This is a genomic window from Thalassotalea castellviae (genome assembly GCF_031846185.1).
In the GTDB taxonomy this organism is placed as follows: Bacteria; Pseudomonadota; Gammaproteobacteria; order Enterobacterales; family Alteromonadaceae; genus Thalassotalea_H; species Thalassotalea_H castellviae.
This window is the reverse complement of record NZ_JAVRIF010000009.1, coordinates 77,798-101,902: the sequence shown is the minus strand read 5'-3', so window position 1 is coordinate 101,902 and position 24,105 is coordinate 77,798. Positions and strand designations below refer to the sequence as shown.

Below are 24,105 nucleotides of genomic sequence, written 5' to 3'. Positions count from 1 at the left end.
AGCCCTTAACCGATTTTGCACAGTAAGGACTCGTTATATTAAAAAACTAGATTTACCTTTCTTAAAAAGGTGAAGGGTGCTGTTGTAAAATTTCTCCAATATCTTTAATGATTTCTTCGGATAAAGGAGCTTTAAATGCATGAATATTCTCTTTTAATTGTTTCATACTTGTCGCTCCAATTATGGTAGATGTTACGCCATTCACTTGATCCACCCATCCTAATGCTAATGAAGCCGGCGTTAAGTTATGTTGTTTAGCCAAATCAACAAATGCTTGTACGGCTTTATGTGTATTAGGCGTATCTCTAAAGAGACCATTGCGTTGCATAAAGGTCCAACGACTGCCTTTGGGAATGTTGCCGTTAAGGTATTTTCCAGTAAGTAAGCCAGTTGCTAATGGTGACCAAGGTAAATAAGCAATGTCTTCATGTACACAGTTTTCAATGAGATATGGCCAATCTTTGGTGTGTAATAAGCTAAATTCATTTTGAATGGAAACCATACGCGGCAAATTGTGTTGCTCACTTAAACGTAAATACTGGTTTATTCCCCAAGGTGTATCATTTGATAATCCACAGTGACGAATTTTTCCTGCGGCCATGCAATGCGACAATCCTTGTAAAATATCGAGCATTTTTTCGGTTTGTTGTTCAGCATTAAAACTCGTGTAATGAACATTGTTAGGCCAATGTTTACCGAAATGAGGTGAAGTATAATTTGGCCAATGTAATTGATATAAATCAATATAATCAGTTTGCAGGCGTTTAAGGGAGGCTTCAACGGCTTCGACAATCGTTTTACTGTTAATTTCACTATTGTCGCGAATATAAGATAAGCCTGGCCCTGCAATTTTTGAGGCAAGGACGATTTCTTTACGACGAGATGGGTTAGCTTTTAGCCAATTGCCAATGATGGTTTCGGTTTTACCATAGGTATCTTCCGAAGGAGGTACAGCATACAACTCTGCGGTATCAAGAAAATTAATTCCTTGAGTTTGCGCGTAATCAAGTTGCTCATTAGCGTCTTGTTGATTGTTTTGTAAGCCCCATGTCATACTCCCTAAACAAATTCGTGATACTTCTAACGAACTACTGCCTAAACGAACATATTTCATTCTATTTCCTTCTGTGCCTGTTTTATATTAAACCGAACAGCTGCGCTCTATGATTAAAATTATTAGCTCAGAGTAATGAAAGTTACTGTGAAAAAATAGTGGAATTAAAGATTAAATACTGATTATTTATAATAAAGTATTTACTTATGTAATTATTCTCTATACTATCTCGCTGTTATTTAATCTCCTCTCGTTTATCTAACTTTTCACCTAATAAACAATTATCTGGTGAATTGTGTTTTGTCTTTCCCTTTCACAGTTAGCAATCACAAGGGTGAATCGAACTTTCGAGTTTAATTTTTCACAATGTTTTTGGTTTTGTTACAAGTGAATACTTGTTACGTGCAGTTACTTAACGCAAATCAAGTAGAAACACTGTAGAAATGCCAAATCAATGCTGGCCAAAAGCCAGCTAAACGGTTTCTGATATTTGTTACTTGAATAATTTATCGTATGACGATAAACACATGCAAGTACCTAGAACAGCAACGTGGTTCATGAAAAATTTAAACATCGAAGTTTCCCCTAAAGCAAGTTTAATTATTGTCAACGAATTGAGACAAGGTCTCTGTGTAGTTAATTTGTGCTCTAAAGCTCAAAGTTTTGCAAACCAATAATATAACTTTTGATTTTACGCGCTTATGCGCATTTTATAGAGTTTTATTATGTCATATACATATAATAAAGAAGTGTATTCAATCACTTCGCCATTACAATCTATTTCGGTAAATAAACGAAATGTGGTTGTTACAGATAAAATTGGATCTAAATTATTTACGTTTAATAATATTGGTGAGTCAAAGCGTTTTTTGACTTGGTTATATCAATCGTAACAAGCTGTTTTAGATGTAATTCTTTACTGTTTTACTTGCAGTATAAAAATAAAAGGATGATAGGAAAATATCATCCTTTTTCATTTATTTTTTATAAACCTGTATGCCGTTTACCCAAGTTGATAATACTTGGTTTTGCCAAAGCTTTGATTCATCGCTGGTAAAGTAGTTATCGGTTAATAAAATAAAGTCTGCTTTTTTACCTGGAGCTAAACTACCAATGATTTTTTCTTGATGACCGGCAAATGCAGCATCAATCGTAAACGTTTTTAAAGCTTCAACGCGAGTCATTTTTTCTTCAGGGTACCAGCCATTTTTCGGTAAATTCTGCTTGTCTTGTCGGGTTACCGAAGCGTGTAGACCAAAAAATGGATTAGCAGATTCAACAGGAAAATCTGAGCCGGCAGCAATAACGGTTTTGGCATTTAACAGTTTACGCCAAGCGTAAGCGCCTAAAATACGATCTTCTCCAATCCGATCAACCGCCATGTTTTTATCACTGGTGGCATGCGTTGCTTGCATTGAAGCGATGATACCCAAATCATGAAAACGCGGAATATCTATTAAGCGCAGTATTTGTGCATGCTCAACACGATGACGTAACACTTTACTGTTATTTTTTTTGATTGCTGTTTGATAAAGGTCGAGAACTATTTTGTTAGCATTATCACCAATAGCATGGGTGTTTACTTGAAAACCAGCTTGCATCGCACTATTGATATAATGGCTTAACGACTGATTATCATGCAGTAGTAGCCCTTTATGTCCCGCGTGATCCGAATAATCTTCTATCATGGCCGCGCCGCGACTTCCTAAAGCACCATCAGCTTGAATTTTAACACTATTAAAATTAAGCATGTGATCTGCTGAATGAAACGTTCCTTTGTCTAAGGTTTGTTGCCATTGGTTAGTCGGTAAATACAGCATAGCGTTAATACGAATAGGCATTTTCCCTTCAGCGCTAAGCTGCTGAAAAGCGGTAAGCGTTTCGCTATCAATACCAGCATCATGGACACTGGTGAGGCCTAAGCTTGCCAATGAATGCATCGCTTTTAACAAAATGTTTTTTTGTTGTGTAATTGTCAACGGGGCAATATTTTTTTCTATTAACGCCATCGCATTATCAATAAATACACCCGTTGGCTGACCATTATTATCTCTGATGATGCTGCCACCTTCGGGAGATATTGATTGCTGAGTAATGCCGGCTAAGGCCATTGCCTTACTGTTTGCCCAACCTGCATGACCATCTACTCGTCGTAACCATACCGGTTTATCAGGAAATACAACATCTAACGTCTCTTTCGTTGGAAATGTTTTAACATCCCATTGTACTTGGTTCCAGCCTCGTCCTGTTATCCAAGTTAGCGTCGGATTTTCGTGAGCATATTTCAACGTTCGCTGAACCGCTGCCTGCTCTGAGCGGGTTCCGACAAGATCTGCCGTCATCAAGCTTTGGCCATAATTTAAGACATGACCGTGAGCGTCAATTAATCCAGGCAGCATAGTTGCGCCATTTCCATCGATAATGTGCCAATCTGGTTGACTGTCAATTTTGTCTTGCTTAGTAAAAAGCTGATCGATTTTATCCTCGGTAAAGGTAATGGCTGAAAACGCTTGTAATGTTTCTCCATTTAATGTGTAACCTTGGACATTTTTAATTAAGGTAGTTTGTGCAAATAGTGAGGCAGAGCTAAGAGTAAGAATAAGTGTTGTAAGGAATTTATGAGAGTATTTCATTGGCTTAAGCTTTGTTTTTATTATGTGTCTTAATCATAGCATGAACAATAAAATGCTAAAGTTTTTTACAAGATTACTTGGGTTAAACTTGTTAGAACTTTGATTATTTAATCACAAAAAGGCGTTATTATTTAATAATAACGCCTTTATTTTTTCCGTTTTAAGTGATCTTTATGTTTAAATCGTTCTTGTCGCTGTCGCCGGAGGGATCATCGCAGCGCGTCTGGCTGGGTATAACACCGCTAATTGACCTACTATAAATAATGCGATCACGCCAAATAATACGAGTTCGAAACTGATCGGCGATAAGCTAAAGGTTTTTACTAACCAATAATTTAATGTGATTGCACCAATTGAACCGATCACAACACCAACGGAAGAAATTAATAAGTTTTCTACCATAAAGTACCGCATGATCTGCCATTGCGTCGCACCAAGTGCTCGTCTTGTACCAATTTGTTTGGTCCGTCTATTAATGCTAAAAATAGCTAATCCGACTATGCCAAAACCGGTAATTAAAGTTAATGTGATAATAACCGTCATTAATATTTTATTCGTCGCATTATGGCGTTGATAACTTCTTTGCCTTGTTTCTTCAATGGTACTCACTCTGCGTATAATGCGCTCTTTATTACTTTCTGCTAAAAGCTTTTCGATGATAGGCATCATTTCATCACGCCGACCTGGTTGTGTTCTTATAAAGTAACGACTGTTTTTTGCGTCCATATGAAAGGGCACTAACATACTTCGCTCAACACCACTCCAACCATTCCAAGGCGCTTGTAACGCTTTCATTATGCCAATTATTTGCATAGGTTGTGTTTGTGAAATATAGAAAGTTTTACCAACAGCTGACTGCCAGTTACCCGGGTAGAGTTGCTCGGCAAAGGCTTTAGTAATAATCGTTTTAGGAGGCCATTTTGTTGAGCCACTTTCTCGCCATTGGATGTCTTGGCTAGTAAAGTTTTGGCCCGCAATTAATTCAACCCCTAACGTATTAATGGCGTGTTCATCCACCATATATAAAGCACTTCCAATTGTGTCTTTATCGTCACCTGGTTCATGTTGCAATGACATTGACCAGCCACCTCCACTTAGCGGAATCGCATTAATTTGAATGGCATCAACAATACCTGGCGTGTTACGAATAGCATGTAAATCAGTTTGTAGATTGACTTGCTTATTATAATTTTCACCAAATACGGTATTGGTTAAATAAAATGTATTCGCTTCATCAAGGCCACTTGCCCGAGACATTTGCTGATTTCGATCTTGGATCATAAAGATTGCATTAACCATAATCGCCAACGTTAACGCAATTTGCAGGGCAATAAGTAATGCCCCTATTTTGTTACGCATTAATGCGCGAAATATTAAACCTGTTTCTAACATTTTGACATTCCTCGCATTATTGACATTTTAATTGGTGAGCAGGTTGCACTTTACAAGCTCGCCATGTGGGATATATTCCTGCAATTAACGTTGCAAGTAACGATAAGGTCACGGCTAAAATCATCATGTTGAGATCTAACGTTGCTAAGCCTTGCATATATTCACCGTATAGCGTTTCTATGCCTTGTAAGCCTAGGTAGGCGAGAAATAAGCCTAATAAACCTCCGGCTAACCCTATACAAGCTGATTCAATCATATATTGATAAAACAAGGTTGACTTACTAGCGCCTAGTGCTTGTCTTAGTCCAATTTCTGGGGCTTTGCCTAAAAATTTCGCGAGCAGTAAACCAACGGTATTTAATAAACACACAATTAAAAACATCAGTGCCATTGCTAACATCATTTTTGCATCATCAGCGACGACTTCTTGCACTTCTAACCATTGCGTGACTGTGTTTAAACGGTTATCAAGTGGACGTTCAAAACGACCATATTGTTTTTGTTCTTCAACATAGGCATTTAAAAAAGTCATGTAGTCTTGTTTTTCTTGCGGTGATCTTAATTCAACCCAAAATTGAGTCCAAATACATTCTGAATTTAAAAATGCTTGAAAACCATCACCAGAGGGCTTCCAGCAATTGGTATTGCCTGAGCGACCAATTTTTTCTTCGGCGATTAAACTAAATGGGACAAAGATATCCTCAGATTCGTTAAATGCACCTGTGGTAATATCATAAAAACGCGGTTTGGGTTGCCAATGATCAATCACCCCAACAATGCTAAACATATTTCCGTCGATCTTTATCGATTTACCGACGGAGTTTTCACCACCAAAAAGTTTATCGTTGGTGGCTTTATTTAATACTACGACTTGTTCTTTATTTTCATCAGCGCTTGCTGACCATGCATTGCCGTAAAGAAACGGTACATCAAACATGGCGAAAAAATCAGCGGAATTTGCTCGGCCATCAACAATTAACGGCAAAATGTCAGGATCAGAGGGTTCAATTACGGCATAAGCTTGCGCTTGAACATTTTGACGAAACGCTTTTTTTGCTTTCATTAAATTTGTTGAGTCGGTATAGGTCATTTGATCCGGCGGATTTTGACCTTCATCAAACGGGTCGTTTGCGTCCCAACTGTCTAATTGTACATAATAAAGTTGTTCACTTTTATGAGGAATTGGGTTGGCAGACATTAGGTAATTAACGGTGATGGTGGTCATAGTTGCACCAATTCCTAAGCCTATTGCGCAAATCATCAGTAAGCTTAATCCCCAATGACGCAAGATACTGATCCATGCAATTTTTATATAATAGTTAAACATTTCCACTCCTTAATTAATGAGTCATCGATTAAGCAATTGCTTGATTATCAATAATTTCTAACTCGCTCACTCGGCCATCTTTCACTTGAATTGTTCTTGAAGCTCGTTGAGCAAGTTCAGCGTCGTGGGTTACCATAATAATGGTTGTGCCTTGTTTATTGATTTCTTCGAGTAAACTCATTACGCCTTGCGCCATTTCAGAATCTAAATTTCCTGTCGGCTCATCAGCAAGTAAAAAACGAGGATCAGTAGCAAGTGCTCGTGCAATAGCAACACGTTGCTGCTGTCCTCCAGAGAGTTGGCTTGGCAAATGTTTCATTCTTGAAGAAAGACCAACACGCGCTAAATTTGCTTCGATACGTGCTTTTCTTTCTTTGGCATTAAAGCCTCTATAACGCAGAGGAACATCAACATTGTCAAAAAGGTTTAAATCAGGTATTAAATTAAAACTCTGAAAAACAAAGCCTATTTTCTCGTTTCTCATTTTTGAACGGCCGTTATCATTTAGGCTACCAACGTCTTTTCCGTCTAAGGTAAATTCACCATCGGTGAACGTTTCTAATAAGCCGGCAATATTTAAGAACGTTGTTTTACCTGAGCCTGAAGGTCCAGTAACACTGATAAAATCCCCTTCATTGACGGTTAAATTAAAATCTCTTAGTGCATGTGTTTGAATGTCGGCTGTTTGAAATATTTTATTGATATTTTTCATGACTAACATAGTTTGTTCCTTGAATCGCGTGGATTTATTATTCGTTATAATGGTTGATTTATTAGTTATTCAATAACACTTGTTCTGCTGAATTAAACATATCTGTGCCTGAAATAATGATTTGCTGTCCTTCGCTTAAGCCACTTAATACTTCGACATGACTTAAACTTCTCGCACCCAGTGTGATAGGGGTTTTTCGTGCTAAGCCATCATTAACAAGATAAGCGAATCTGCCACCTGAGCTTTCGAGAAATTGTCCTCGTTGCACTTGTAAGACATTACTTTTTTGTTCAAGGATGATTTGCGTATTTAACCGTTGGTTTTGACGAAGTTTTGCGGGTGTTTCACCAGAGAAGCGTACTCGCCCAGTAACCTGATTATTCAGTATTTCGGGGGAAATTGTTACTAGACGAGCACTGAACTGGCGTTGTTCAAATTGTACAGCTACGTCCATACCAATGGCTAAGTCATCGGCATAACTTTCTGGTATTTCAATTTCTACTTCTAAATTACTTAAATCTACTACCGTTAAAATTGATTGGTTTTTACTTAAAAATGTTTTGTTATCGGCGTTTAAATTCCCCACGATGCCATTAACAGGAGAACGAATGGTCAGTGCATCAACTTGGCGTTTTAATTCTTTTACGAGTAATTTTTGACGACGAATGTCGAGCGACAACGATTTGCTGTCAAAGTCTAAGCTTTCAATATTCAATGCTGCGTCTTGCTCAGCATGGCGGTGTTGTAATTTAGCATTTTCTAACTCGTCTTGTGCTTTTTCAAAATCTATCTGACTGATGGCATTTTTTTCATATCCTTGATCAGCGCGACGCTTTTCACGATTGGCGGAAATTAATCTGACATTGGCTAGATCAACCGCTTTCTGATCTTGTAAACGTTGTTTTTTTGATTGTATTTGTTGACGTTCATAACTTGACTCAAGTCCTTCAAGCGTGGCTTGTTGTTGAAAAAGTCGGCTGGTTAATTCAGGGCTATCTAGGGTAGCTAATGCTTGGCCTTCTTTTACCTCATGACCCGCTTCAATTAAGAGTGTTACTGTGCCGTCTGCGGGGCTATAAACGGTTGGACTAACTGCTGCAACAACTCGGCCTAATACTGAAATATCTCTGATGAAATCACCTCGTGTGATAGTGGATAATCTCACGCGATCGATTGAAATAGATTCACTGGCTTGGCTCCATCGACTTGCGGCAGGAGCCACTTGCCAGATAATCAGGACGAGGATGGTAAATGAAGTAATTAAAGTTAGCCAAAATTTAGGTTTTGATTTTTGTACTGTGATCTGGACATCCTGATCACTGGTATCTTTGATTTGCATGTCAATTCCCCCGAATAAGACATAACCATTGAAATAATGGTTGTTTGATAAGTAAGTCGTGTTAGCAGGGAAAAAGGTTTAAATTATTTAACAATTTGAGGAAATAATATCAGGAGAGGTAACGGGAAATCGTAATAACACTATGTTTTACAATGTGTTAAGTGATGTTCTATTTTGTACTTTGTTGTGAACTATGTTAATGAATATCAGCAAAAAACCAATGAACCAAATAGGGTATCGACCATATTGGCTGTATGGGGTTTGTCCTGAAACTAATTGAATTTCTGTTGTTAATACCGCTTGTTCAAATTGCGGTATTTGTTTGGTGATAACACCTAAATGATCAGTTACTGCAGTAACCCCCGTATTCGTAGAACGCAATAAAGGTCGGCCAAATTCTAACGCCCGCATACGAGCAATTTCCATATGTTGGTGTGGTCCATGCGAGTTACCAAACCAGGCATCATTACTAACGGTTAACAGTATATCGCTGTCATTATAAAAGTTAGCGGCAAGTTGTTCGGGAAATGCTATTTCAAAACAAATTAACGGTAATATATTTAAATCATTTGCCTGTAAATTGTCTTGCACATAACTGCCTCGGCTAAAAGACGATTGTGGTAAATTGAATAGGGGGGCTATGGGCCTAAGCAAATCACCAAATGGCACAAATTCGCCAATAGGTAATAAATGGTTTTTATCATAACGGTTATTGTTTCCATAATAATAATCGCCATTTATATCCGCGTGATGTTTTTTTCCTAAAACAATTAAACTATTAAAATACTCTTTGGTTTCAAAGTTATAATTTAAAATACCCGTGATTATGGTGGCATTATTTAAAGCAGCAGATTGGTTGGCCATATCAAGAAATTCTTGTGTGGTACTCATAGTTTCAATCGCCGGTATTGCTGATTCCGGCCAAATAATTAACTGGGCATCATAATTTAAACGTGTTAAATCTAAATATTTTAACATAGTCGGCCATTGTTGCTCTGGCTGCCACTTAATTGATTGTTCAATATTCCCCTGAATTAAGGCCGTTTTTATGGTTTTTCCCGTTGGTGAAACCCAAGTTTGCTGATGTGAAAATAGCGTGATAATGAAAATTGAAAGTAAAGCAATGCCGGCTTGTTTAGTGTGTGATTTCAATATTAACTTGCTAAGCGCGACACAAAATATTAGCAGGCAAAAAGTAATGCCTAATTCGCCAATTATCGGTGCTAAAGGGGCTAATGGCCCACTGATTTGACCATAACCTAATGATAACCATGGAAAACCTGTTAGTACAACACCACGCAAATATTCTGTTAATAACCAAATACTTGGCAACAACCAAAGGTTTAATTTGCTGCAAGCTTGCTGCGTTTTTGCTATTTTAGCGGTTAAATAACCTGCCAGGGTTGGGAATAAAGCTAAATATAAACACAATAGCAACATCAAAAATAAAGAAGCGAATAATGGCATACCGCCAAATTCAGCAATAGAAACATGGACCCAGCTTATGCCACTTGCAAACCAACCAAAGCCAAAAATAAAGCTATGTTTTGTGAGTAATCGAGTGGTGTTAACTTGTTTTTTTTGACAGAGTTTTTCTAAATGTACAAACCATAACGTTAAACTGATAAAGCTTATCCACCAAAATGAGAATGGTGCATAAGAAAATACTAAGTTAAGACCAGCGATAAAACTTAACCATAAGGTTTTATCGCTAATATTACGCTTACATTTGGGCAGAAAAGATTTGAACATGCTAACGCTGGATCATAGTAAGTTAATCAATCGTTTTGCCATTGACTTGATGATCTTTTGGGATAGTGACTTGTAAGACTTGAATACGTCGGTTATCAGCTGAAGTGACTTTAAATTCAAAATCATTAAGATTTAATGATTCAGACTTTTTAGGCATATGGCCAAATTGATGAAGGACTATTCCACCTATGGTATCAGCACCGTTTTCGTCAAATTCACAATTAAAATATTCGTTAAAATCATCAATTTCAGTTAGTGCTTGTACTTGATAGACATTACTAGCTAAGTGTTTGATATCCTCAATAATTTCATCATCAGTTTCATCTTCAATTTCACCCACTATTAATTCTAAAATATCTTCAATGGTAACAACGCCTGATACTCCGCCATATTCATCAACGACAATAGCCATATGGTAACGTTGTGAGCGAAACTCTTTTAGCAAAGGTTCAACTTTTTTACTTTCAGGTACTATGATCGCAGGACGGATCACTTCATTAAAGGTACAAGGTTGCTCTTCTTCATTAAAGGCATAGGCGAGTAAATCTTTTGCTAATAAAATTCCCTCAATATGGTCGATATCTTCGTTTACTACTGGAAAACGCGAGTGGCCTGATTCGACGATAAGTGGAATTGCATCTTTAAGTGGAATATTGATGTCCAGTGTGACCATTTGAGAGCGAGGGATCATGATATCTCTTACACGCATATCAGAAACTTCTAATACCCCTTCGATCATCAGTTTAGTTTCTGGTTTGATGAGTTCGCGATCTTCTGCATCGTTTAGCACATCGAAAAGTTCATCTTTGTTTTTCGGCTCTCCGGTAAAAGCTTGTAATATTTTATTAAAAAAAGTTTTATTTGAAGAACCGTTACTAGAGTGTGGGTTATCGTCGCTCATAGAGCTTATATTATTCCTATTATTAGTGAGTTGTTTAGTTTGTAATCAATTAAAGTATATTTCAAGTAGTTATTGTCAAAATAGAAAATAGCGTTAGATTAATTGATACGGATCATTAATATTTAATGCTGAAAGTAATTTTATTTCAAGTGCTTCCATTTCTTTAGCCTCATTATCATCTATATGGTCATAACCTAGTAAATGCAAGCAACCATGAATAACCATATGCGCCCAATGATGCATTAATGCTTTATTTTGTTGCTCAGCTTCTTGTTGAACGACTTGGGCACAAATAACTAAATCACCTAATAGGGCTAATTCAATACCTTCTGGTACCTCGAACGGAAAAGAGAGTACGTTAGTTGGTTTATCTTTTTGACGATATTGCAAATTTAACGATTGGCTTTCTTCAACCTCAACAATACGCACCGTTAATTCAAAGGCTTTATTATAAGGTGATAACGCCGTGTTTACCCATAACTGTATATCTTGATGACTTGGTAAATTTACAGCATTACAAGCAATTTGTAGATCTAAATCTATAGACACAATTATTTGCCTGCTTCTTGATTGGCTTCAATGACTTGCTGCTTGGCTAGCTGATCTTGTTTTTTCTTCTCAGCTTTAATTCGATTCATTTTCTGGTCATATGCGTCATACGCTTCAACAATATGAGCGACAACAGGATGCCTAACGACATCTTTTGATTGGAAAAAGTTAAAACTAACACCTGGGATATCTTCTAAAACTTCAATAGCATGACGTAAGCCTGAACGTTGACCCCTTGGTAAATCAACTTGTGTAATATCGCCCGTTATTACCGCCCGAGAGTTAAAGCCAATTCGCGTTAGAAACATTTTCATTTGTTCTACTGTGGTATTTTGGCTTTCATCAAGAATAATAAAGGCATCATTTAATGTACGACCACGCATATATGCCAACGGTGCAATTTCAATGACATTACGTTCGATTAACTTTTCGACCTTTTCAAAACCAAGCATTTCGAATAATGCATCGTAGAGTGGGCGCAGATAAGGGTCAATTTTTTGGGTTAAATCACCAGGCAGAAAACCTAATTTTTCACCGGCTTCTACCGCAGGGCGAGTTAATAGAATACGTCTAACTTCTTGTCTTTCCAGCGCTTCAACAGCACAAGCAACGGCTAAGTATGTTTTACCGGTGCCAGCTACACCGATACCAAAACTAATATCATTAACTAAAACATTTTGCACATAAGCTGATTGGTTTTCGTTGCGAGGCTTAATAACGCCACGCTTAGTTTTGATGGTCACCATTTTATTAAAGTCTGCATCGACTTTGCTAGGTGCTTGCTCGAGGACATTGGCATCGATAATCGCAAGATGCACCATTTCATCCGTGATTGTTTTACTTTCCCCTTTGACGGTTTCAGTTTCTAAGTATAAATCTTTTAATATTTTCGCAACCGCTTTAATTTGAGCCGGCGCACCAATGATTTTAAAGTGATTAGTGCGATAACTTATTTCAACCCCTAAACGACGTTCGATCGTTTTTAAATTATCGTCCATAGGGCCACACAAATTAGCTTGTCTTGTATTGTCGATAGGCTCTAATGTTAAAATACTTTGTTTGTCTTTACTCAAAAGCTTGTTGTCCATTTTAATTAATAAATAAGCCGCTAATTAATCAAGGTGTTTTAACGAGCGGCAAATATTCGCAAGATTAAGGGGTGAATGTGCCGACACCTAACTCATCTACATTAGCTGGTTTAGCGTTATGATGACTGTTTGATAATATATCAGCAGGTGAATGCGCAATTCGTAATCCCATTTCACTTTCTTGACGAACCAATTCACCGCGTAATGAATTTGCATAAACATCTGTGATTTTCACATCAACAAAACCACCGATTACGCTATGTGGCGCAACAAAGTTGACGATACGATTGTTTTCAGTGCGGCCACGTAATTCCATCGGGTTTTTCTTAGAAGGGCCTTCAACTAAAATACGTTGTTCGGTATTAAGCATTTGACGTGCAATACGCAGTGCTTGTGAGGTGATACGATCTTGTAATATTTGCAAACGTTGTTTTTTCGTTTCATCACTAATATCGTCAACCATATCGGCAGCCGGCGTTCCTGGGCGCGCACTATAAATAAAACTAAAACTTAAATCAAAATCAACCGATTTAATTAAGTCCATGGTTGCTTCAAAATCAGCATCGGTTTCGCCAGGAAAGCCCACGATAAAGTCAGAAGACATACAAATATCAGGGCGTGCTTTTTTAAGCTTTCTGATTTGTGATTTATATTCTAATGCAGTATGACCACGTTTCATTTGGGTAAGAATTCGATCAGAACCACTTTGCACCGGTAAATGTAGATGGCTGACTAACTCAGGAACATCTTTATAAACTTCGATGATGTCATCCGTAAATTCTACTGGGTGCGAGGTTGTGTAACGGATGCGATCAATACCATCTATGGTGGCTATTAAACGAATGAGTTCGGAAAAACGACATACCGTACCGTCGTGAGAATCACCACGGTAGGCATTAACGTTTTGGCCAAGTAAATTAACTTCTCGTACGCCTTGTTCGGCTAATTGTGCTATTTCATAAAGCACGTCATCTAATGGACGACTGACTTCTTCACCGCGGGTATAAGGCACGACACAGAAAGTACAATATTTACTACAACCTTCCATAATGGAAACAAACGCTGTAGCGCCTTCTGCTTTAGGCTCTGGTAAACGGTCAAATTTTTCAATTTCTGGAAAGCTAACATCTACCACAGGGTTATGATCACCCGTGACTTGTTGGATCATTTCAGGTAAACGGTGCAACGTTTGTGGACCAAATACCATATCAACAAATGGGGCACGTTGACGAATAGCATCACCTTCTTGTGAGGCAACACACCCACCAACACCAATAAGCAATTCAGGTTTGTTTACTTTTAAATTTTTCCAACGACCTAGTTGATGAAAAACTTTTTCTTGTGCTTTTTCACGAATCGAACAGGTATTTAATAAAATCACATCAGCATCTTCAGCTTCTTCTGCTAATTCATAGCCATGTGTGGAGTCTAATAATTCGGCCATCTTTTGCGAGTCGTACTCGTTCATTTGGCAACCCCAGGTTTTTATGTATAACTTTTTACTCATTTATTTATGCCTATTGTGTTCATGAAATTGGTTCTAGTTTTTGCTAGAGAATTTTAGGGGGCGTATTTTACTCTTTCTTGAATGCCGAGGCTAGTTATAACGGATGAAAATTGGCAAAAATAAAATTACAGTTGTTGATCCTTGATGGCGGTTTTTGTATTTAATTTATCAACAGCGAATTTTAAAATTATCGAGACAATCAAGACGCTTGCACCTACGATAAATAAAACAGTACTTTCCTATGCTCACGATAATTCGTGAGTAATAAAGAGATAGTTATCGAATTCGTGACTTTGGTTAGTTAGAATAGTGGAAAAACAATAGTAGAATGTTGGTTCATGGATAAATTTGATTGTGTTGTTGTTGGCGGTGGCATGGTAGGCGCAGCAAGTGCTTTATCATTGGCTCAGTTGGGGTTGAAAATTGCGGTCATTGAAAAGTCGGCACCGAAATCATTTATCCAGAATCAACCCTTTGATCTTCGTGTTTCTGCACTGTCGTTATCATCTCAATTTTTATTAGAGCAACTTAATGCATGGCCGCAAATTAAACAATGGCGAGCATGCCCATATCGGCGGTTAAGTGTATGGGAGCAAGAATCTGCGTATACAGAGTTTTCTGCTTCAGAAATTAATGAACAACATCTTGGTCATATCGTTGAAAATCGTTTAATTCAATTGTCTTTATGGCAACAAATACAACATCATGAAAATATCGACTTGTTCTGTCCTGAATCGCTTATTTCATTTGAACAAAACGATAAACAGGTCAGTGTTCAATTATCAAATAAAACGATTGAAACCAAATTACTGATTGCTGCTGATGGCGCACACTCTCAAGTCAGGCAACTCGCCAATATTGGTACAACTGGTTGGGATTATCAGCAAGCGGCAATGCTAATTAATGTTGAAACTGAGTTAAGTCAGCAAGATATCACCTGGCAACATTTCCGTGAAACGGGCCCTGTGGCTATGTTACCTATGCCTGGAAACCATGCTTCACTTGTTTGGTACCATGCTAAAGAAGAAATTTCGCGATTATCAAACTTATCAAATCCACAACTACAAGCGGCTATTCTCGAAGCCTTTCCGGCAAAACTTGGCAACATTAAAGTTATTGATAAAGCGAGTTTTCCTTTAACTCGCAGGCATGCTAATCAGTACCAAAAAAATCGTGTTGTTTTGTTGGGCGATGCTGCTCATACCATAAACCCATTAGCAGGACAGGGAGTAAATCTAGGTTTTAAAGATGTCAAAGCGTTACAAGAAGTCGTTGCTAAAGCAATCGGTGAGGGAAAATGCTGGCATGATGTTGAAGTACTAGCAGGATATGAAAAGGCGAGAAGACGAGATAATTTATTAATGATGACCGCAATGGATATGCTTTATACTGGCTTTAGCCATCCTTCAGGTCTAATCAAGCTGTTTCGCAATACTGGATTATTTATGACCAACAAGTTTCCAAAGCTTAAAAATAAAGCGTTGGAATATGCCTGTGGTATTTAAATGTCTGAGTTAAAATTAATTAGAAAATAGAAAATAGAAAATAGAAAATAGAAAATAGAAAATAGAAAATAGAAAAACAAAGAAAGTGGCAGGGGTAAGAGGATTTGAACCTCTGAATGACGGGATCAAAACCCGCTGCCTTACCGCTTGGCTATACCCCTGCAGAAAACTCGTTGTCGTTACAATATTAACTTTCGGATTTTACTTGAGAATAAAAAGAAAGTGGCAGGGGTAAGAGGATTTGAACCTCTGAATGACGGGATCAAAACCCGCTGCCTTACCGCTTGGCTATACCCCTGCAATGTAACTTACTTTCTAACACAGTTTCGAGAAGAAATGTGTTATTTGAAATGGTACGGGGTGAGAGACTTGAACTCTCACATCTTGCGATACTGGAACCTAAATCCAGCGCGTCTACCAATTCCGCCAACCCCGCATTATTTCTATCACTAAGAGTTAATGGTGGCTACACCGGGATTTGAACCTGGGACCCCATCATTATGAGTGATGTGCTCTAACCAGCTGAGCTATGTAGCCTTTCCAACCTGCCTCTCAGCAAGTGGCGCGTATTATGCAAATCTGTTTCGGCTTCGTCAACCGTTTTTTAATAAAAAAAGAAGACTTTTTGATTGTTTGGCTAAACTCTCAACAAAACGCTGCTAATATGCACATTTTTCTTAGTTTTTCATGGTGATTTGATAGAAATAAATAAAATTAACTTTATCTATCTTTTGCTTCTTCAGCTAAATGTGCTGAATATTTTGAAATTTCAGGGATTTCAGCAGCAACAACTTTGGCTGGTAATTTACCAATCATAAATTCACCTACTTCTAAAGCTTGTGATTTTGCGGCAAATGCTAATAAAGTATTACCATTACATAATAAGCCTTTATAGATCTTTCTTATTTTTAATTTATTTGCTTTTAAAAATGAGCGTAAGCGGTTTTTATCATTAGCTTGCACATATTCACAGACACGCAATGATAAATCTGCTTTTGCTGGGGCTGATATTAATAAGCTTGTTGCTAATACACTAGCGAGTAAAATTATTTTAGTCATGTTTAGTCCTATAATTTAACAGTATTTTTTTAATACTCTTATATGATAGTTTATTTTCTTATATATACAGAGAAATAATTAAAATAAAGACTAATTAATCCTTCTTTATTTATATTCTTTTAACCTTAGGTTAACTAACTGTTAATTAGGGTAAATCTTAAACGTTTAACGGTTAACTTTGGGGAAGGGGATGTGAGTAAAAGTGAGTAAACTTTCATGTTTGTTAACTTCTCACTTTAAACCGCTCAAAAAATAAAAAAACTGATTGAAATAAAACTCATTTAATTAATGAGATTTATCTTTTGGCGGACATTGCGCTATTACTTCTTCTTCACCTTGCTGGTTTTCTTGAATTAATTTTACCTCAAACTGCCATAGATAATATAAATGCTTTAACACTTCATCTTTTGAGTTGGCTAATGGTACCTGCTGATGAGGGGTATATTTTAAAGTCAGAGAGCGATCTCCGGTGATGTTCGCTTTGGTGATTTGAATATTGGTTTCAATGTTACTTAAGTTGTATTGTTCAGATAATGCCGCTCTGATTTTTTTATAGCCTTGCTCGTTGTGTATTGCCGCAACTTCGATAAAGTTTTCTTTCTCATCGTCATGTATATGAAATAATTTAAAATCACGCATTAGTTTTGGTGATAAAAATTGACTTATAAAACTTTCATCTTTGAAGTTTTCCATGGCGAAATGTAAAGTATCTAACCAATTACTTCCGGCAATTTCAGGAAACCACTGTTTATCTTCTTCTGTGGGCTCTTGGCAAATTCGTTTAATATCCATAAACATATTAAAGCCCAAGGCGTAAGGATTTATTCCTGAATAATAAGGACTGTTATAGTCAGGCTGCGCGACTACGTTGGTATGGTTATGTAAAAACTCTAACATGAATTTTTCACTGACCTTACCTTCTTCATATAGTGTGTTTAAAATAGTGTAGTGCCAGAAACAGGCCCAACCTTCATTCATTACTTGCGTTTGTTTTTGTGGGTAAAAGTATTGTGAAACTTTACGAACAATACGAACCACTTCCCGTTGCCAAGGCTTTAATAAAGGCGCGTTTTTTTCGATGAAGTATAGTAAGTTTTCTTGCGGCTCACTTGGGAAGTTAATCGTTTTATTTGTCGTTTTATCAGCATTTTCCGGAATCGTACGCCATAAAGTGTTAACTTGAGATTGTAAATATTCTTCTCGTGATTTTTGTCGTTTAAGCTCTTGTTCTAACGAAATTTTTTGTGGACGTTTATACCGATCAACACCGTGATTCATTAACGCATGGCAAGCATCTAAACAAGATTCAACTTCATCAATACCATGTTTATGTTCGCATTCAGCAATATAATTTTTAGCAAAAACCAAATAATCAATGATAGAACTCGCATCGGTCCACGATTTAAATAAATAATTACCTTTAAAGAACGAGTTATGGCCATAACATGCATGAGCCATAACAAGTGCTTGCATAGTAATTGAATTTTCTTCCATTAAATATGAAATACAAGGATCAGAATTAATCACTATTTCATAGGCCAGTCCCATTTGACCTCGTTTATAGGTTTGCTCTGTTTGAATAAATTTTTTACCAAAGGTCCAATGATTGTAACCAATAGGCATGCCAACACTTGCGTAAGCATCCATCATTTGTTCTGCGGTTATCACTTCGATTTGATTAGCATACGTATCTAAACGAAAGCTTTCTGCAATTCGGGCAATTTCATCTTGATATTGTTGTAGTAATTCAAAAGTCCAATCAGGTCCATCAGATAACATTTTTTTAGTTGCCATAATTACACTCCATTACCTATGCATATAAATATTTATGCTACTTGCGGACTACTTTTCTTAAATAACTCTCTAAAGACAGGGTAAATATCTTCAACGGTTTTAATGTGTTGCATCGCAAAATGGTTATATTGTTCTTGCACTGTTAAATATTGTTGCCATAAGGTTTGATGGGTGCGTTGAGTAATTTCGATATAAGCAAAGTAACGAGATAGAGGTAGAATTTCGTTACTCATTAATTGACGACAATGAGGCGAGTCATCCGCCCAATTATCACCATCAGATGCTTGGGCGCCATAAATATTCCATTCTTTGGGATTAAACCTTTTATTGATGATGTCAATCATCAATTCCAGGGCACTAGAAGCAATAGTGCCGCCAGTTTCTTGAGAATAAAAAAATTCTTGTTCATCAACTTCTTTCGCTTGGGTGTGGTGACGAATATAAACCACTTCTATGGTTTGATAAGTGCGCGTTAAAAATAAATAAAGCAATACATAAAACCTTTTCGCGATATCTTTCGTTGCTTGATCCATTGAACCTGAAACATCCATTAAACAGAACATTACCGCTTTAGAAGTTGGTACAGCAACTTTGGCATAATTCCTAAACCGTAAATCAAAGGTGTCAATAAAAGGAACCTTGGCAATTTTCTCTTTGAGCTTGTTAATTTCAATGGTTAACTCGGCAATTTCTTTCACGTGCTCGTGCTTATCTTGTTGTAAAGCTAATAATGATTCTTCCATTGTTTTCAAGGATTTTCGTTTTGACGATGTCATCGCGACTCGTCTTGCAATAGAGCCTTGTAATGATTTCACTATATCGATATTGGATGGTACACCTTCTGCACAATAACCAGAACGAACCGTTTTATAGTCGACTAACTTATCAAGTTGGTTTTGTTCAAGGTTTGGCAGTGCTAAGTCTTCAAAGAGTATATTCAGATATTCATCTTTTGAAATTGAAAAGACGAAATCATCTTCACCTTCACCAGAATTACTAGCTTCACCTTGACCCGCTCCTTGTCCTGACTGTTGAGGTGGCCGCTGAATTTGATCGCCAGTATTATATTGATCGTTGCCTGGATGTACTCTGTCTTTTATACCTCCTTGCCCTTGATGAAAGGTAGGTTCACTGAGATCCTTTTTAGTAATGGTGATGCTTTCACCGCTATCAATATCCGTGACTCCCCGTTTATTAACCGCTTGTTCCACAGATTTTTTAATTTGTGATTTATAACGTCGGATAAACCGTTGTCGGTTAACGGTACTTTTATTTTTACTATTGAGTCTTCTATCGATAAAATTTGCCATAATGGCTACCTCATAAATGCCTGTTTAGCGTTTACCTTAAGAAGACTTTCTTACGCGTAAATACCATTCAGATAACAAACGTACTTGTTTTTTGGTATACCCTTTGCTCATCATACGTTCGACAAAGTCATCATGTTTTTGTTGATCATCGTTGGAAGTTTTAGTGTTGAACGAAATAACCGGCAATAAATCTTCGGTATTAGAAAACATTTTTTTCTCAATTACTGTGCGTAATTTTTCATAACTGGTCCACACAGGGTTAGTTCCGTTATTATTGGCTTTTGCCCTTAAGACAAAATTGACTATTTCGTTTCTAAAGTCTTTCGGGTTACTAATACCAGCCGGTTTTTCTATCTTTTCAAGTTCGTTATTTAATGCTTCTCGATCAAATAACTGACCTGTTTCTGCATCTCTATATTCTTGATCTTGGATCCAAAAATCAGCATAAGTTACGTAACGATCAAAAATGTTTTGCCCATATTCAGAATAAGACTCAAGATATGCGGTTTGAATTTCTTTCCCGATAAAATCAATATATTGAGGAGATAGATAGCCTTTAATAAACTCTAAATAACGATCAGAGACTTCTTTAGGTAATTGTTCTCGCTCAATTTGCTGTTCAAGCACATAAAATAAATGAACAGGGTTAGCGGCAACTTCCATGTGGTCAAAATTAAACACTCGGGATAAAATTTTAAATGCAAAGCGGGTGGATAAGCCCGACATGCCTTCGTCGACACCTGCGTAATCCGTATATTCTTGATAAGATTTCGCTTTGGGATCGGTATCTTTTAAGCTTTCACCATCATAAACACGCATTTTAGAATAAATACTAGAGTTTTCTGGTTCTTTTAATCGCGATAATACTGAAAATTGTGCCAAAGTTTCTAAGGTATCTGGGGCACATTGTGCTTGAGAAAGCTCACTGTTTTTTAGCAGTTTTTGATAGATTTTCACTTCTTCAGAAACGCGCATGCAATACGGCACTTTAACGATATATACGCGGTCTAAAAATGCTTCATTATTTTTATTATTTCTAAAAGTTTGCCATTCTGATTCATTTGAATGTGCGAGTAAAATGCCGTCAAATGGTAGTGCCGATAAACCTTCTGTTGGGTTGTAATTTCCTTCTTGTGTCGCGGTTAATAACGGGTGCAATACTTTAATTGGAGCTTTAAACATTTCAACAAACTCCATCAATCCTTGGTTTGCTCTACATAAGGCTCCAGAGTAGCTGTAAGCGTCAGGATCATTTTGTGCGTAATGTTCGAGTTGTCGAATATCTACTTTACCTACCAGCGCTGAAATATCTTGATTATTGTCATCACCGGGTTCAGTTTTAGCGATGGCAATTTGATCAAGAATTGAAGGGTAAATTTTAACGACTTCAAATTGACTAATATCCCCTTGAAATTCATGTAATCGTTTAGCAACCCAAGGTGACATTATCGTATTTAAATAACGCTCTGGTATGTTGTATTCATCCATTAAAATTTTGCCATCTGAGTGTTTATCAAATAAGCAGAAAGGGTGGTCATTTACAGGGCTTCTTTCACCGTTCGCACTAAGTACGTATATTGGCTCTTGTTGCATTAAAGCTTTTAATTTTTCCGCGAGTGAAGATTTCCCGCCACCGACGGGGCCTAGTAAATAAAGAATTTGTTTTTGCTCTTCTAAACCTTGTGAAGCATGAGTTAGATAAGAAACAATTTGTTCTATGGCATCTTCCATCCCATAAAACTCTTTAAAGGCGGGGTAACGAGCAATAACTCTATTGGAAAAAATTCTACTTAGACGTGGCTCTGATGAAGTATCTATCATTTCAGGTTCGCCGATAGCATTTAACAAGCGTTCGGCGGCACTGGCATAGGCAGATTTATCTTTCTGGCAAAGTGTTAGAAAGTCTTGTACGGAACAAGTTTCTTCTTTTGATTCATCATAACGAGATTGATAGTGTTTAAAAATACTCATAACTGCCCCCAAAATTGATAAACATATCAAAGCTGAGCTAATGACAGAAAGAGAGTAAATACAACTAACGAGTATTTTCCCGCTCAGCTTTACTAAATATAAAGACCGACAATTTACCTAAACTATTTACAAGTTTAGTCTTTATTTTTTGAAGGTGTGAGGAAACTACGAAAATATTTGTAACTGAGTTTAATTAAATACGGGTAAAACCACTTAGATCATTTACGGAAAGTAAAGTCATCAATAGGAGGGAATATATCCAATTACGGTGATAAAAAAACCAGAGATGGACTCTGGTTTTAATACGATGATTTTTACGTGAGCTTATGCAAAGTTTGCTGAAGCAAAATCCCAGTTAGCTAATGCCCAGAAAGCATTCATATAGCTAGGGCGTAAATTACGGTAATCAATGTAATAAGCATGTTCCCATAAATCTACAGTGATAATTGGTGTAACGCCTTCATCTGTTAACGGTGTAGCAGCGTTTGAAGTGTTGACAATTGCTAAGCTACCGTCAGCATTTTTTACTAACCAAGTCCAGCTTGAACCAAAGTTATTGATAGCACTGTCAGTGAATTTAGCTTTAAATTCATCGAAAGAGCCAAAGCTTGCGTTAATTGCATCAGCTAAGGCACCCGTAGGCTCACCACCACCATTAGGGCTTAAGCTGTTCCAGTAAAACGTATGATTCCAAATTTGAGCGGCATTGTTAAAAATACCAGCTGAAGATGTTTTAACGATATCTTCTAAAGATTTTCCTTCAAATTCAGTACCTTCGATTAAACCGTTAAGTTTAACTACATAAGTATTGTGGTGCTTGCCGTAGTGGTACTCTAATGTTTCTGCTGAAATGTGTGGTGCTAATGCATCTTGTGCATAAGGTAACGCTGGTAATTCGATAGCCATTATATTCTCCAGGAATTAATTAGAAAGATTTATTTTACCCAAAAATAAAGAAGTTGTTTGCTTTTGGTAAAAACCGAGTAAAATACTCAGGTATTAAAAACTATGCATATTTTACCCAAATAAATTGGTTTTGCCAGCGTATTTATCAAGGTAAATAGTTTTAACTTAGAACATTTTAATTATTAGTATTTATTGGGTTGAATAACGAAGGTATCGCCACCATTATTTAATGCAATAAGTATTACACTAGAAATCGAAGGTTGATATGGACACTATTGAACGAATTAAAGAGCAAATCGCAGAAAACAATATTTTACTTTATATGAAAGGCTCACCTAAATTGCCAAGTTGTGGCTTTTCATCACAAGCATCACAAGCTTTAATGGCTTGCGGTGAAAAATTTGCGTTTGTTGATATTTTACAAAATCCAGATATTCGTAGTGAATTACCAAAATATGCCGATTGGCCTACTTTTCCGCAATTATGGGTTGATGGTGAGTTAGTAGGTGGTTGCGATATTATTATGGAAATGTATCAGCAAGGTGAATTACAAACGCTTATTAAAGAAGCGGCAGCGAAACAAGTTTCAGAATAAGTATTTTTATTTTTAAAAAGCATTGAAAAAAACGTTTATGTCTCAATACTTACTTGTGACGTAAACGTTTAATTAATTTTATAGACAAATCATGGAGAAAAAAATGAGTGTATTAGTTGGTCGTCCAGCTCCGGACTTTACAGCAGCAGCTGTGCTAGGTAGCGGTGAAATCGTAGATAGCTTTACTTTATCTGAAGCAATTAAAGGGAAAAAAGCAGTAGTGTTTTTCTACCCGTTAGATTTTACATTTGTTTGTCCTTCAGAATTATTAGCATTTGATCACCGTTTTGAAGAATTCAAAAGCCGTGGTGTTGAAGTTATTGGTGTTTCTATTGATTCTCAATTTTCACATAATGCATGGAGAAACACACCAGTAAACGAAGGTGGTATCGGCCCAGTACAATATACATTAGTAGCAGATACTAAACATGCTATCTGTCAAGCGTATGATGTTGAGCATCCAGAAGCAGGCGTTGCCTTCCGTGGTTCATTCTTAATTGATGAAGAAGGTAATGTTCGTCATCAAGTCGTGAACGATTTACCACTAGGACGTAACGTTGATGAAATGATCCGTATGGTTGACGCGCTACAATTCCACCAAGAGCACGGTGAAGTTTGTCCGGCTGGTTGGAACAAAGGTGATAAAGGTATGACAGCTTCTCCTGAAGGTGTTGCATCTTACTTAACAGATAACGCTGATAACCTATAAGC

General features: G+C 37.1%; 20 protein-coding genes and 4 tRNA genes. 4 read left to right on the top strand and 20 right to left on the bottom strand.

The features are described 5' to 3' along the window. Nucleotides 1-61: 61 nt before the first annotated feature. The gene (locus tag RM573_RS14700) at nt 62-1,114 is read right to left on the bottom strand and encodes an aldo/keto reductase (RefSeq protein WP_311583724.1); all 1,053 of its coding nucleotides are present in this window, start codon (nt 1,112-1,114) and stop codon (nt 62-64) included. A 665-nt stretch (nt 1,115-1,779) separates the two neighbouring features. On the opposite strand from RM573_RS14700, the gene RM573_RS14695 reads away from it, so the two are divergent. Beyond that, nucleotides 1,780-1,947, top strand: a complete 168-nt coding sequence (locus RM573_RS14695; RefSeq protein ID WP_311583721.1) for a hypothetical protein — start codon at nt 1,780-1,782, stop codon at nt 1,945-1,947. Nucleotides 1,948-2,031: 84 nt separating this feature from the next. Here the strand turns inward: RM573_RS14695 and RM573_RS14690 are convergent, their stop codons facing one another. The 10 genes from RM573_RS14690 to miaB all read right to left on the bottom strand — a co-directional run bounded on the left by RM573_RS14690 (nt 2,032) and on the right by miaB (nt 14,254). Beyond that, nucleotides 2,032-3,687, bottom strand: coding sequence for an amidohydrolase (locus RM573_RS14690; protein WP_311583718.1), 1,656 nt, complete (start codon nt 3,685-3,687; stop codon nt 2,032-2,034). A gap of 177 nt (nt 3,688-3,864) precedes the next feature. Beyond that, nucleotides 3,865-5,079 carry an ABC transporter permease gene (locus RM573_RS14685; RefSeq protein WP_311583715.1) on the bottom strand — a complete coding sequence of 405 codons (1,215 nt, stop codon included), beginning with the start codon at nt 5,077-5,079 and terminating at the stop codon, nt 3,865-3,867. 16 nt (nt 5,080-5,095) lie between these two features. Further along, a complete protein-coding gene (locus tag RM573_RS14680) occupies nt 5,096-6,406 on the bottom strand; it encodes an ABC transporter permease (protein WP_311583712.1) in 1,311 nt (436 codons plus the stop codon). 28 nt (nt 6,407-6,434) lie between these two features. After that, the gene (locus RM573_RS14675; RefSeq protein ID WP_311583708.1) at nt 6,435-7,127 is read right to left on the bottom strand and encodes an ABC transporter ATP-binding protein; all 693 of its coding nucleotides are present in this window, start codon (nt 7,125-7,127) and stop codon (nt 6,435-6,437) included. 52 nt (nt 7,128-7,179) lie between these two features. Further along, the gene (locus RM573_RS14670; RefSeq protein ID WP_311583705.1) at nt 7,180-8,457 is read right to left on the bottom strand and encodes an efflux RND transporter periplasmic adaptor subunit; all 1,278 of its coding nucleotides are present in this window, start codon (nt 8,455-8,457) and stop codon (nt 7,180-7,182) included. A 147-nt stretch (nt 8,458-8,604) separates the two neighbouring features. Then, nucleotides 8,605-10,209, bottom strand: coding sequence for an apolipoprotein N-acyltransferase (gene lnt / locus RM573_RS14665; RefSeq protein ID WP_311583702.1), 1,605 nt, complete (start codon nt 10,207-10,209; stop codon nt 8,605-8,607). Nucleotides 10,210-10,231: 22 nt separating this feature from the next. Further along, complete coding sequence (locus RM573_RS14660; protein ID WP_311583699.1) at nt 10,232-11,110, bottom strand: CorC family transporter; 879 nt, start codon at nt 11,108-11,110, stop codon at nt 10,232-10,234. Between the two features lie 93 nt (nt 11,111-11,203). Further along, complete coding sequence (ybeY, locus tag RM573_RS14655) at nt 11,204-11,659, bottom strand: rRNA maturation RNase YbeY (RefSeq protein ID WP_311583696.1); 456 nt, start codon at nt 11,657-11,659, stop codon at nt 11,204-11,206. Between the two features lie 2 nt (nt 11,660-11,661). Beyond that, complete coding sequence (locus RM573_RS14650) at nt 11,662-12,732, bottom strand: PhoH family protein (RefSeq protein WP_311583847.1); 1,071 nt, start codon at nt 12,730-12,732, stop codon at nt 11,662-11,664. Nucleotides 12,733-12,811: 79 nt separating this feature from the next. Continuing rightward, nucleotides 12,812-14,254, bottom strand: a complete 1,443-nt coding sequence (gene miaB, locus RM573_RS14645) for a tRNA (N6-isopentenyl adenosine(37)-C2)-methylthiotransferase MiaB (RefSeq protein ID WP_311583692.1) — start codon at nt 14,252-14,254, stop codon at nt 12,812-12,814. Nucleotides 14,255-14,592: 338 nt separating this feature from the next. Here miaB and RM573_RS14640 point away from each other — a divergent pair, with 338 nt between their 5' ends. After that, entirely contained in the window at nt 14,593-15,759 is a 1,167-nt protein-coding gene (locus tag RM573_RS14640) for an FAD-dependent oxidoreductase (RefSeq protein WP_311583689.1), read from the top strand. Between the two features lie 86 nt (nt 15,760-15,845). Here RM573_RS14640 and RM573_RS14635 read toward each other — a convergent pair. From RM573_RS14635 to sodB, 9 genes are all read right to left on the bottom strand, one after another. Then, a tRNA-Gln gene (locus tag RM573_RS14635) sits at nt 15,846-15,920 on the bottom strand. 62 nt (nt 15,921-15,982) lie between these two features. Continuing rightward, nucleotides 15,983-16,057 (bottom strand) — tRNA-Gln (locus RM573_RS14630). Between the two features lie 53 nt (nt 16,058-16,110). Continuing rightward, a tRNA-Leu gene (locus RM573_RS14625) sits at nt 16,111-16,195 on the bottom strand. Between the two features lie 24 nt (nt 16,196-16,219). Next, a tRNA-Met gene (locus tag RM573_RS14620) sits at nt 16,220-16,296 on the bottom strand. Nucleotides 16,297-16,479: 183 nt separating this feature from the next. Beyond that, on the bottom strand, nt 16,480-16,818 hold the full coding sequence (locus tag RM573_RS14615) for a DUF3718 domain-containing protein (RefSeq protein ID WP_311583686.1): 339 nt from the start codon (nt 16,816-16,818) through the stop codon (nt 16,480-16,482). A 285-nt stretch (nt 16,819-17,103) separates the two neighbouring features. After that, the gene (locus RM573_RS14610; RefSeq protein ID WP_311583682.1) at nt 17,104-18,612 is read right to left on the bottom strand and encodes a SpoVR family protein; all 1,509 of its coding nucleotides are present in this window, start codon (nt 18,610-18,612) and stop codon (nt 17,104-17,106) included. Nucleotides 18,613-18,644: 32 nt separating this feature from the next. Then, nucleotides 18,645-19,922: a YeaH/YhbH family protein gene (locus RM573_RS14605; RefSeq protein ID WP_311583679.1), complete on the bottom strand. Its 1,278-nt coding sequence runs from the start codon at nt 19,920-19,922 to the stop codon at nt 18,645-18,647. A gap of 36 nt (nt 19,923-19,958) precedes the next feature. Next, on the bottom strand, nt 19,959-21,893 hold the full coding sequence (locus RM573_RS14600) for a PrkA family serine protein kinase (RefSeq protein ID WP_311583674.1): 1,935 nt from the start codon (nt 21,891-21,893) through the stop codon (nt 19,959-19,961). 324 nt (nt 21,894-22,217) lie between these two features. Then, nucleotides 22,218-22,799: a superoxide dismutase [Fe] gene (sodB, locus tag RM573_RS14595; RefSeq protein WP_311583671.1), complete on the bottom strand. Its 582-nt coding sequence runs from the start codon at nt 22,797-22,799 to the stop codon at nt 22,218-22,220. 265 nt (nt 22,800-23,064) lie between these two features. Between sodB and RM573_RS14590 the strand changes: the two genes are divergently transcribed. Next, a complete protein-coding gene (locus tag RM573_RS14590) occupies nt 23,065-23,394 on the top strand; it encodes a Grx4 family monothiol glutaredoxin (RefSeq protein WP_311583667.1) in 330 nt (109 codons plus the stop codon). A 103-nt stretch (nt 23,395-23,497) separates the two neighbouring features. Continuing rightward, entirely contained in the window at nt 23,498-24,103 is a 606-nt protein-coding gene (locus tag RM573_RS14585) for a peroxiredoxin (RefSeq protein WP_311583664.1), read from the top strand. Nucleotides 24,104-24,105: the final 2 nt, after the last annotated feature.

Excerpts from the sequence above, each read along its gene's own strand:
- RM573_RS14690 (WP_311583718.1), bottom strand. The coding sequence starts at position 3,687 with ATGAAATACTCTCATAAATTCCTTACAACACTTATTCTTACTCTTAGC.
- RM573_RS14590 (WP_311583667.1), top strand. The coding sequence starts at position 23,065 with ATGGACACTATTGAACGAATTAAAGAGCAAATCGCAGAAAACAATATT.
- RM573_RS14675 (WP_311583708.1), bottom strand. The coding sequence starts at position 7,127 with ATGTTAGTCATGAAAAATATCAATAAAATATTTCAAACAGCCGACATT.
- miaB (WP_311583692.1), bottom strand. The coding sequence starts at position 14,254 with ATGAGTAAAAAGTTATACATAAAAACCTGGGGTTGCCAAATGAACGAG.
- RM573_RS14695 (WP_311583721.1), top strand. The coding sequence starts at position 1,780 with ATGTCATATACATATAATAAAGAAGTGTATTCAATCACTTCGCCATTA.
- RM573_RS14610 (WP_311583682.1), bottom strand. The coding sequence starts at position 18,612 with ATGGCAACTAAAAAAATGTTATCTGATGGACCTGATTGGACTTTTGAA.
- RM573_RS14670 (WP_311583705.1), bottom strand. The coding sequence starts at position 8,457 with ATGCAAATCAAAGATACCAGTGATCAGGATGTCCAGATCACAGTACAA.
- RM573_RS14700 (WP_311583724.1), bottom strand. The coding sequence starts at position 1,114 with ATGAAATATGTTCGTTTAGGCAGTAGTTCGTTAGAAGTATCACGAATT.
- RM573_RS14640 (WP_311583689.1), top strand. The coding sequence starts at position 14,593 with ATGGATAAATTTGATTGTGTTGTTGTTGGCGGTGGCATGGTAGGCGCA.
- RM573_RS14600 (WP_311583674.1), bottom strand. The coding sequence starts at position 21,893 with ATGAGTATTTTTAAACACTATCAATCTCGTTATGATGAATCAAAAGAA.
- lnt (WP_311583702.1), bottom strand. The coding sequence starts at position 10,209 with ATGTTCAAATCTTTTCTGCCCAAATGTAAGCGTAATATTAGCGATAAA.
- RM573_RS14680 (WP_311583712.1), bottom strand. The coding sequence starts at position 6,406 with ATGTTTAACTATTATATAAAAATTGCATGGATCAGTATCTTGCGTCAT.
- RM573_RS14615 (WP_311583686.1), bottom strand. The coding sequence starts at position 16,818 with ATGACTAAAATAATTTTACTCGCTAGTGTATTAGCAACAAGCTTATTA.
- RM573_RS14660 (WP_311583699.1), bottom strand. The coding sequence starts at position 11,110 with ATGAGCGACGATAACCCACACTCTAGTAACGGTTCTTCAAATAAAACT.
- RM573_RS14685 (WP_311583715.1), bottom strand. The coding sequence starts at position 5,079 with ATGTTAGAAACAGGTTTAATATTTCGCGCATTAATGCGTAACAAAATA.
- RM573_RS14605 (WP_311583679.1), bottom strand. The coding sequence starts at position 19,922 with ATGGCAAATTTTATCGATAGAAGACTCAATAGTAAAAATAAAAGTACC.
- sodB (WP_311583671.1), bottom strand. The coding sequence starts at position 22,799 with ATGGCTATCGAATTACCAGCGTTACCTTATGCACAAGATGCATTAGCA.
- RM573_RS14585 (WP_311583664.1), top strand. The coding sequence starts at position 23,498 with ATGAGTGTATTAGTTGGTCGTCCAGCTCCGGACTTTACAGCAGCAGCT.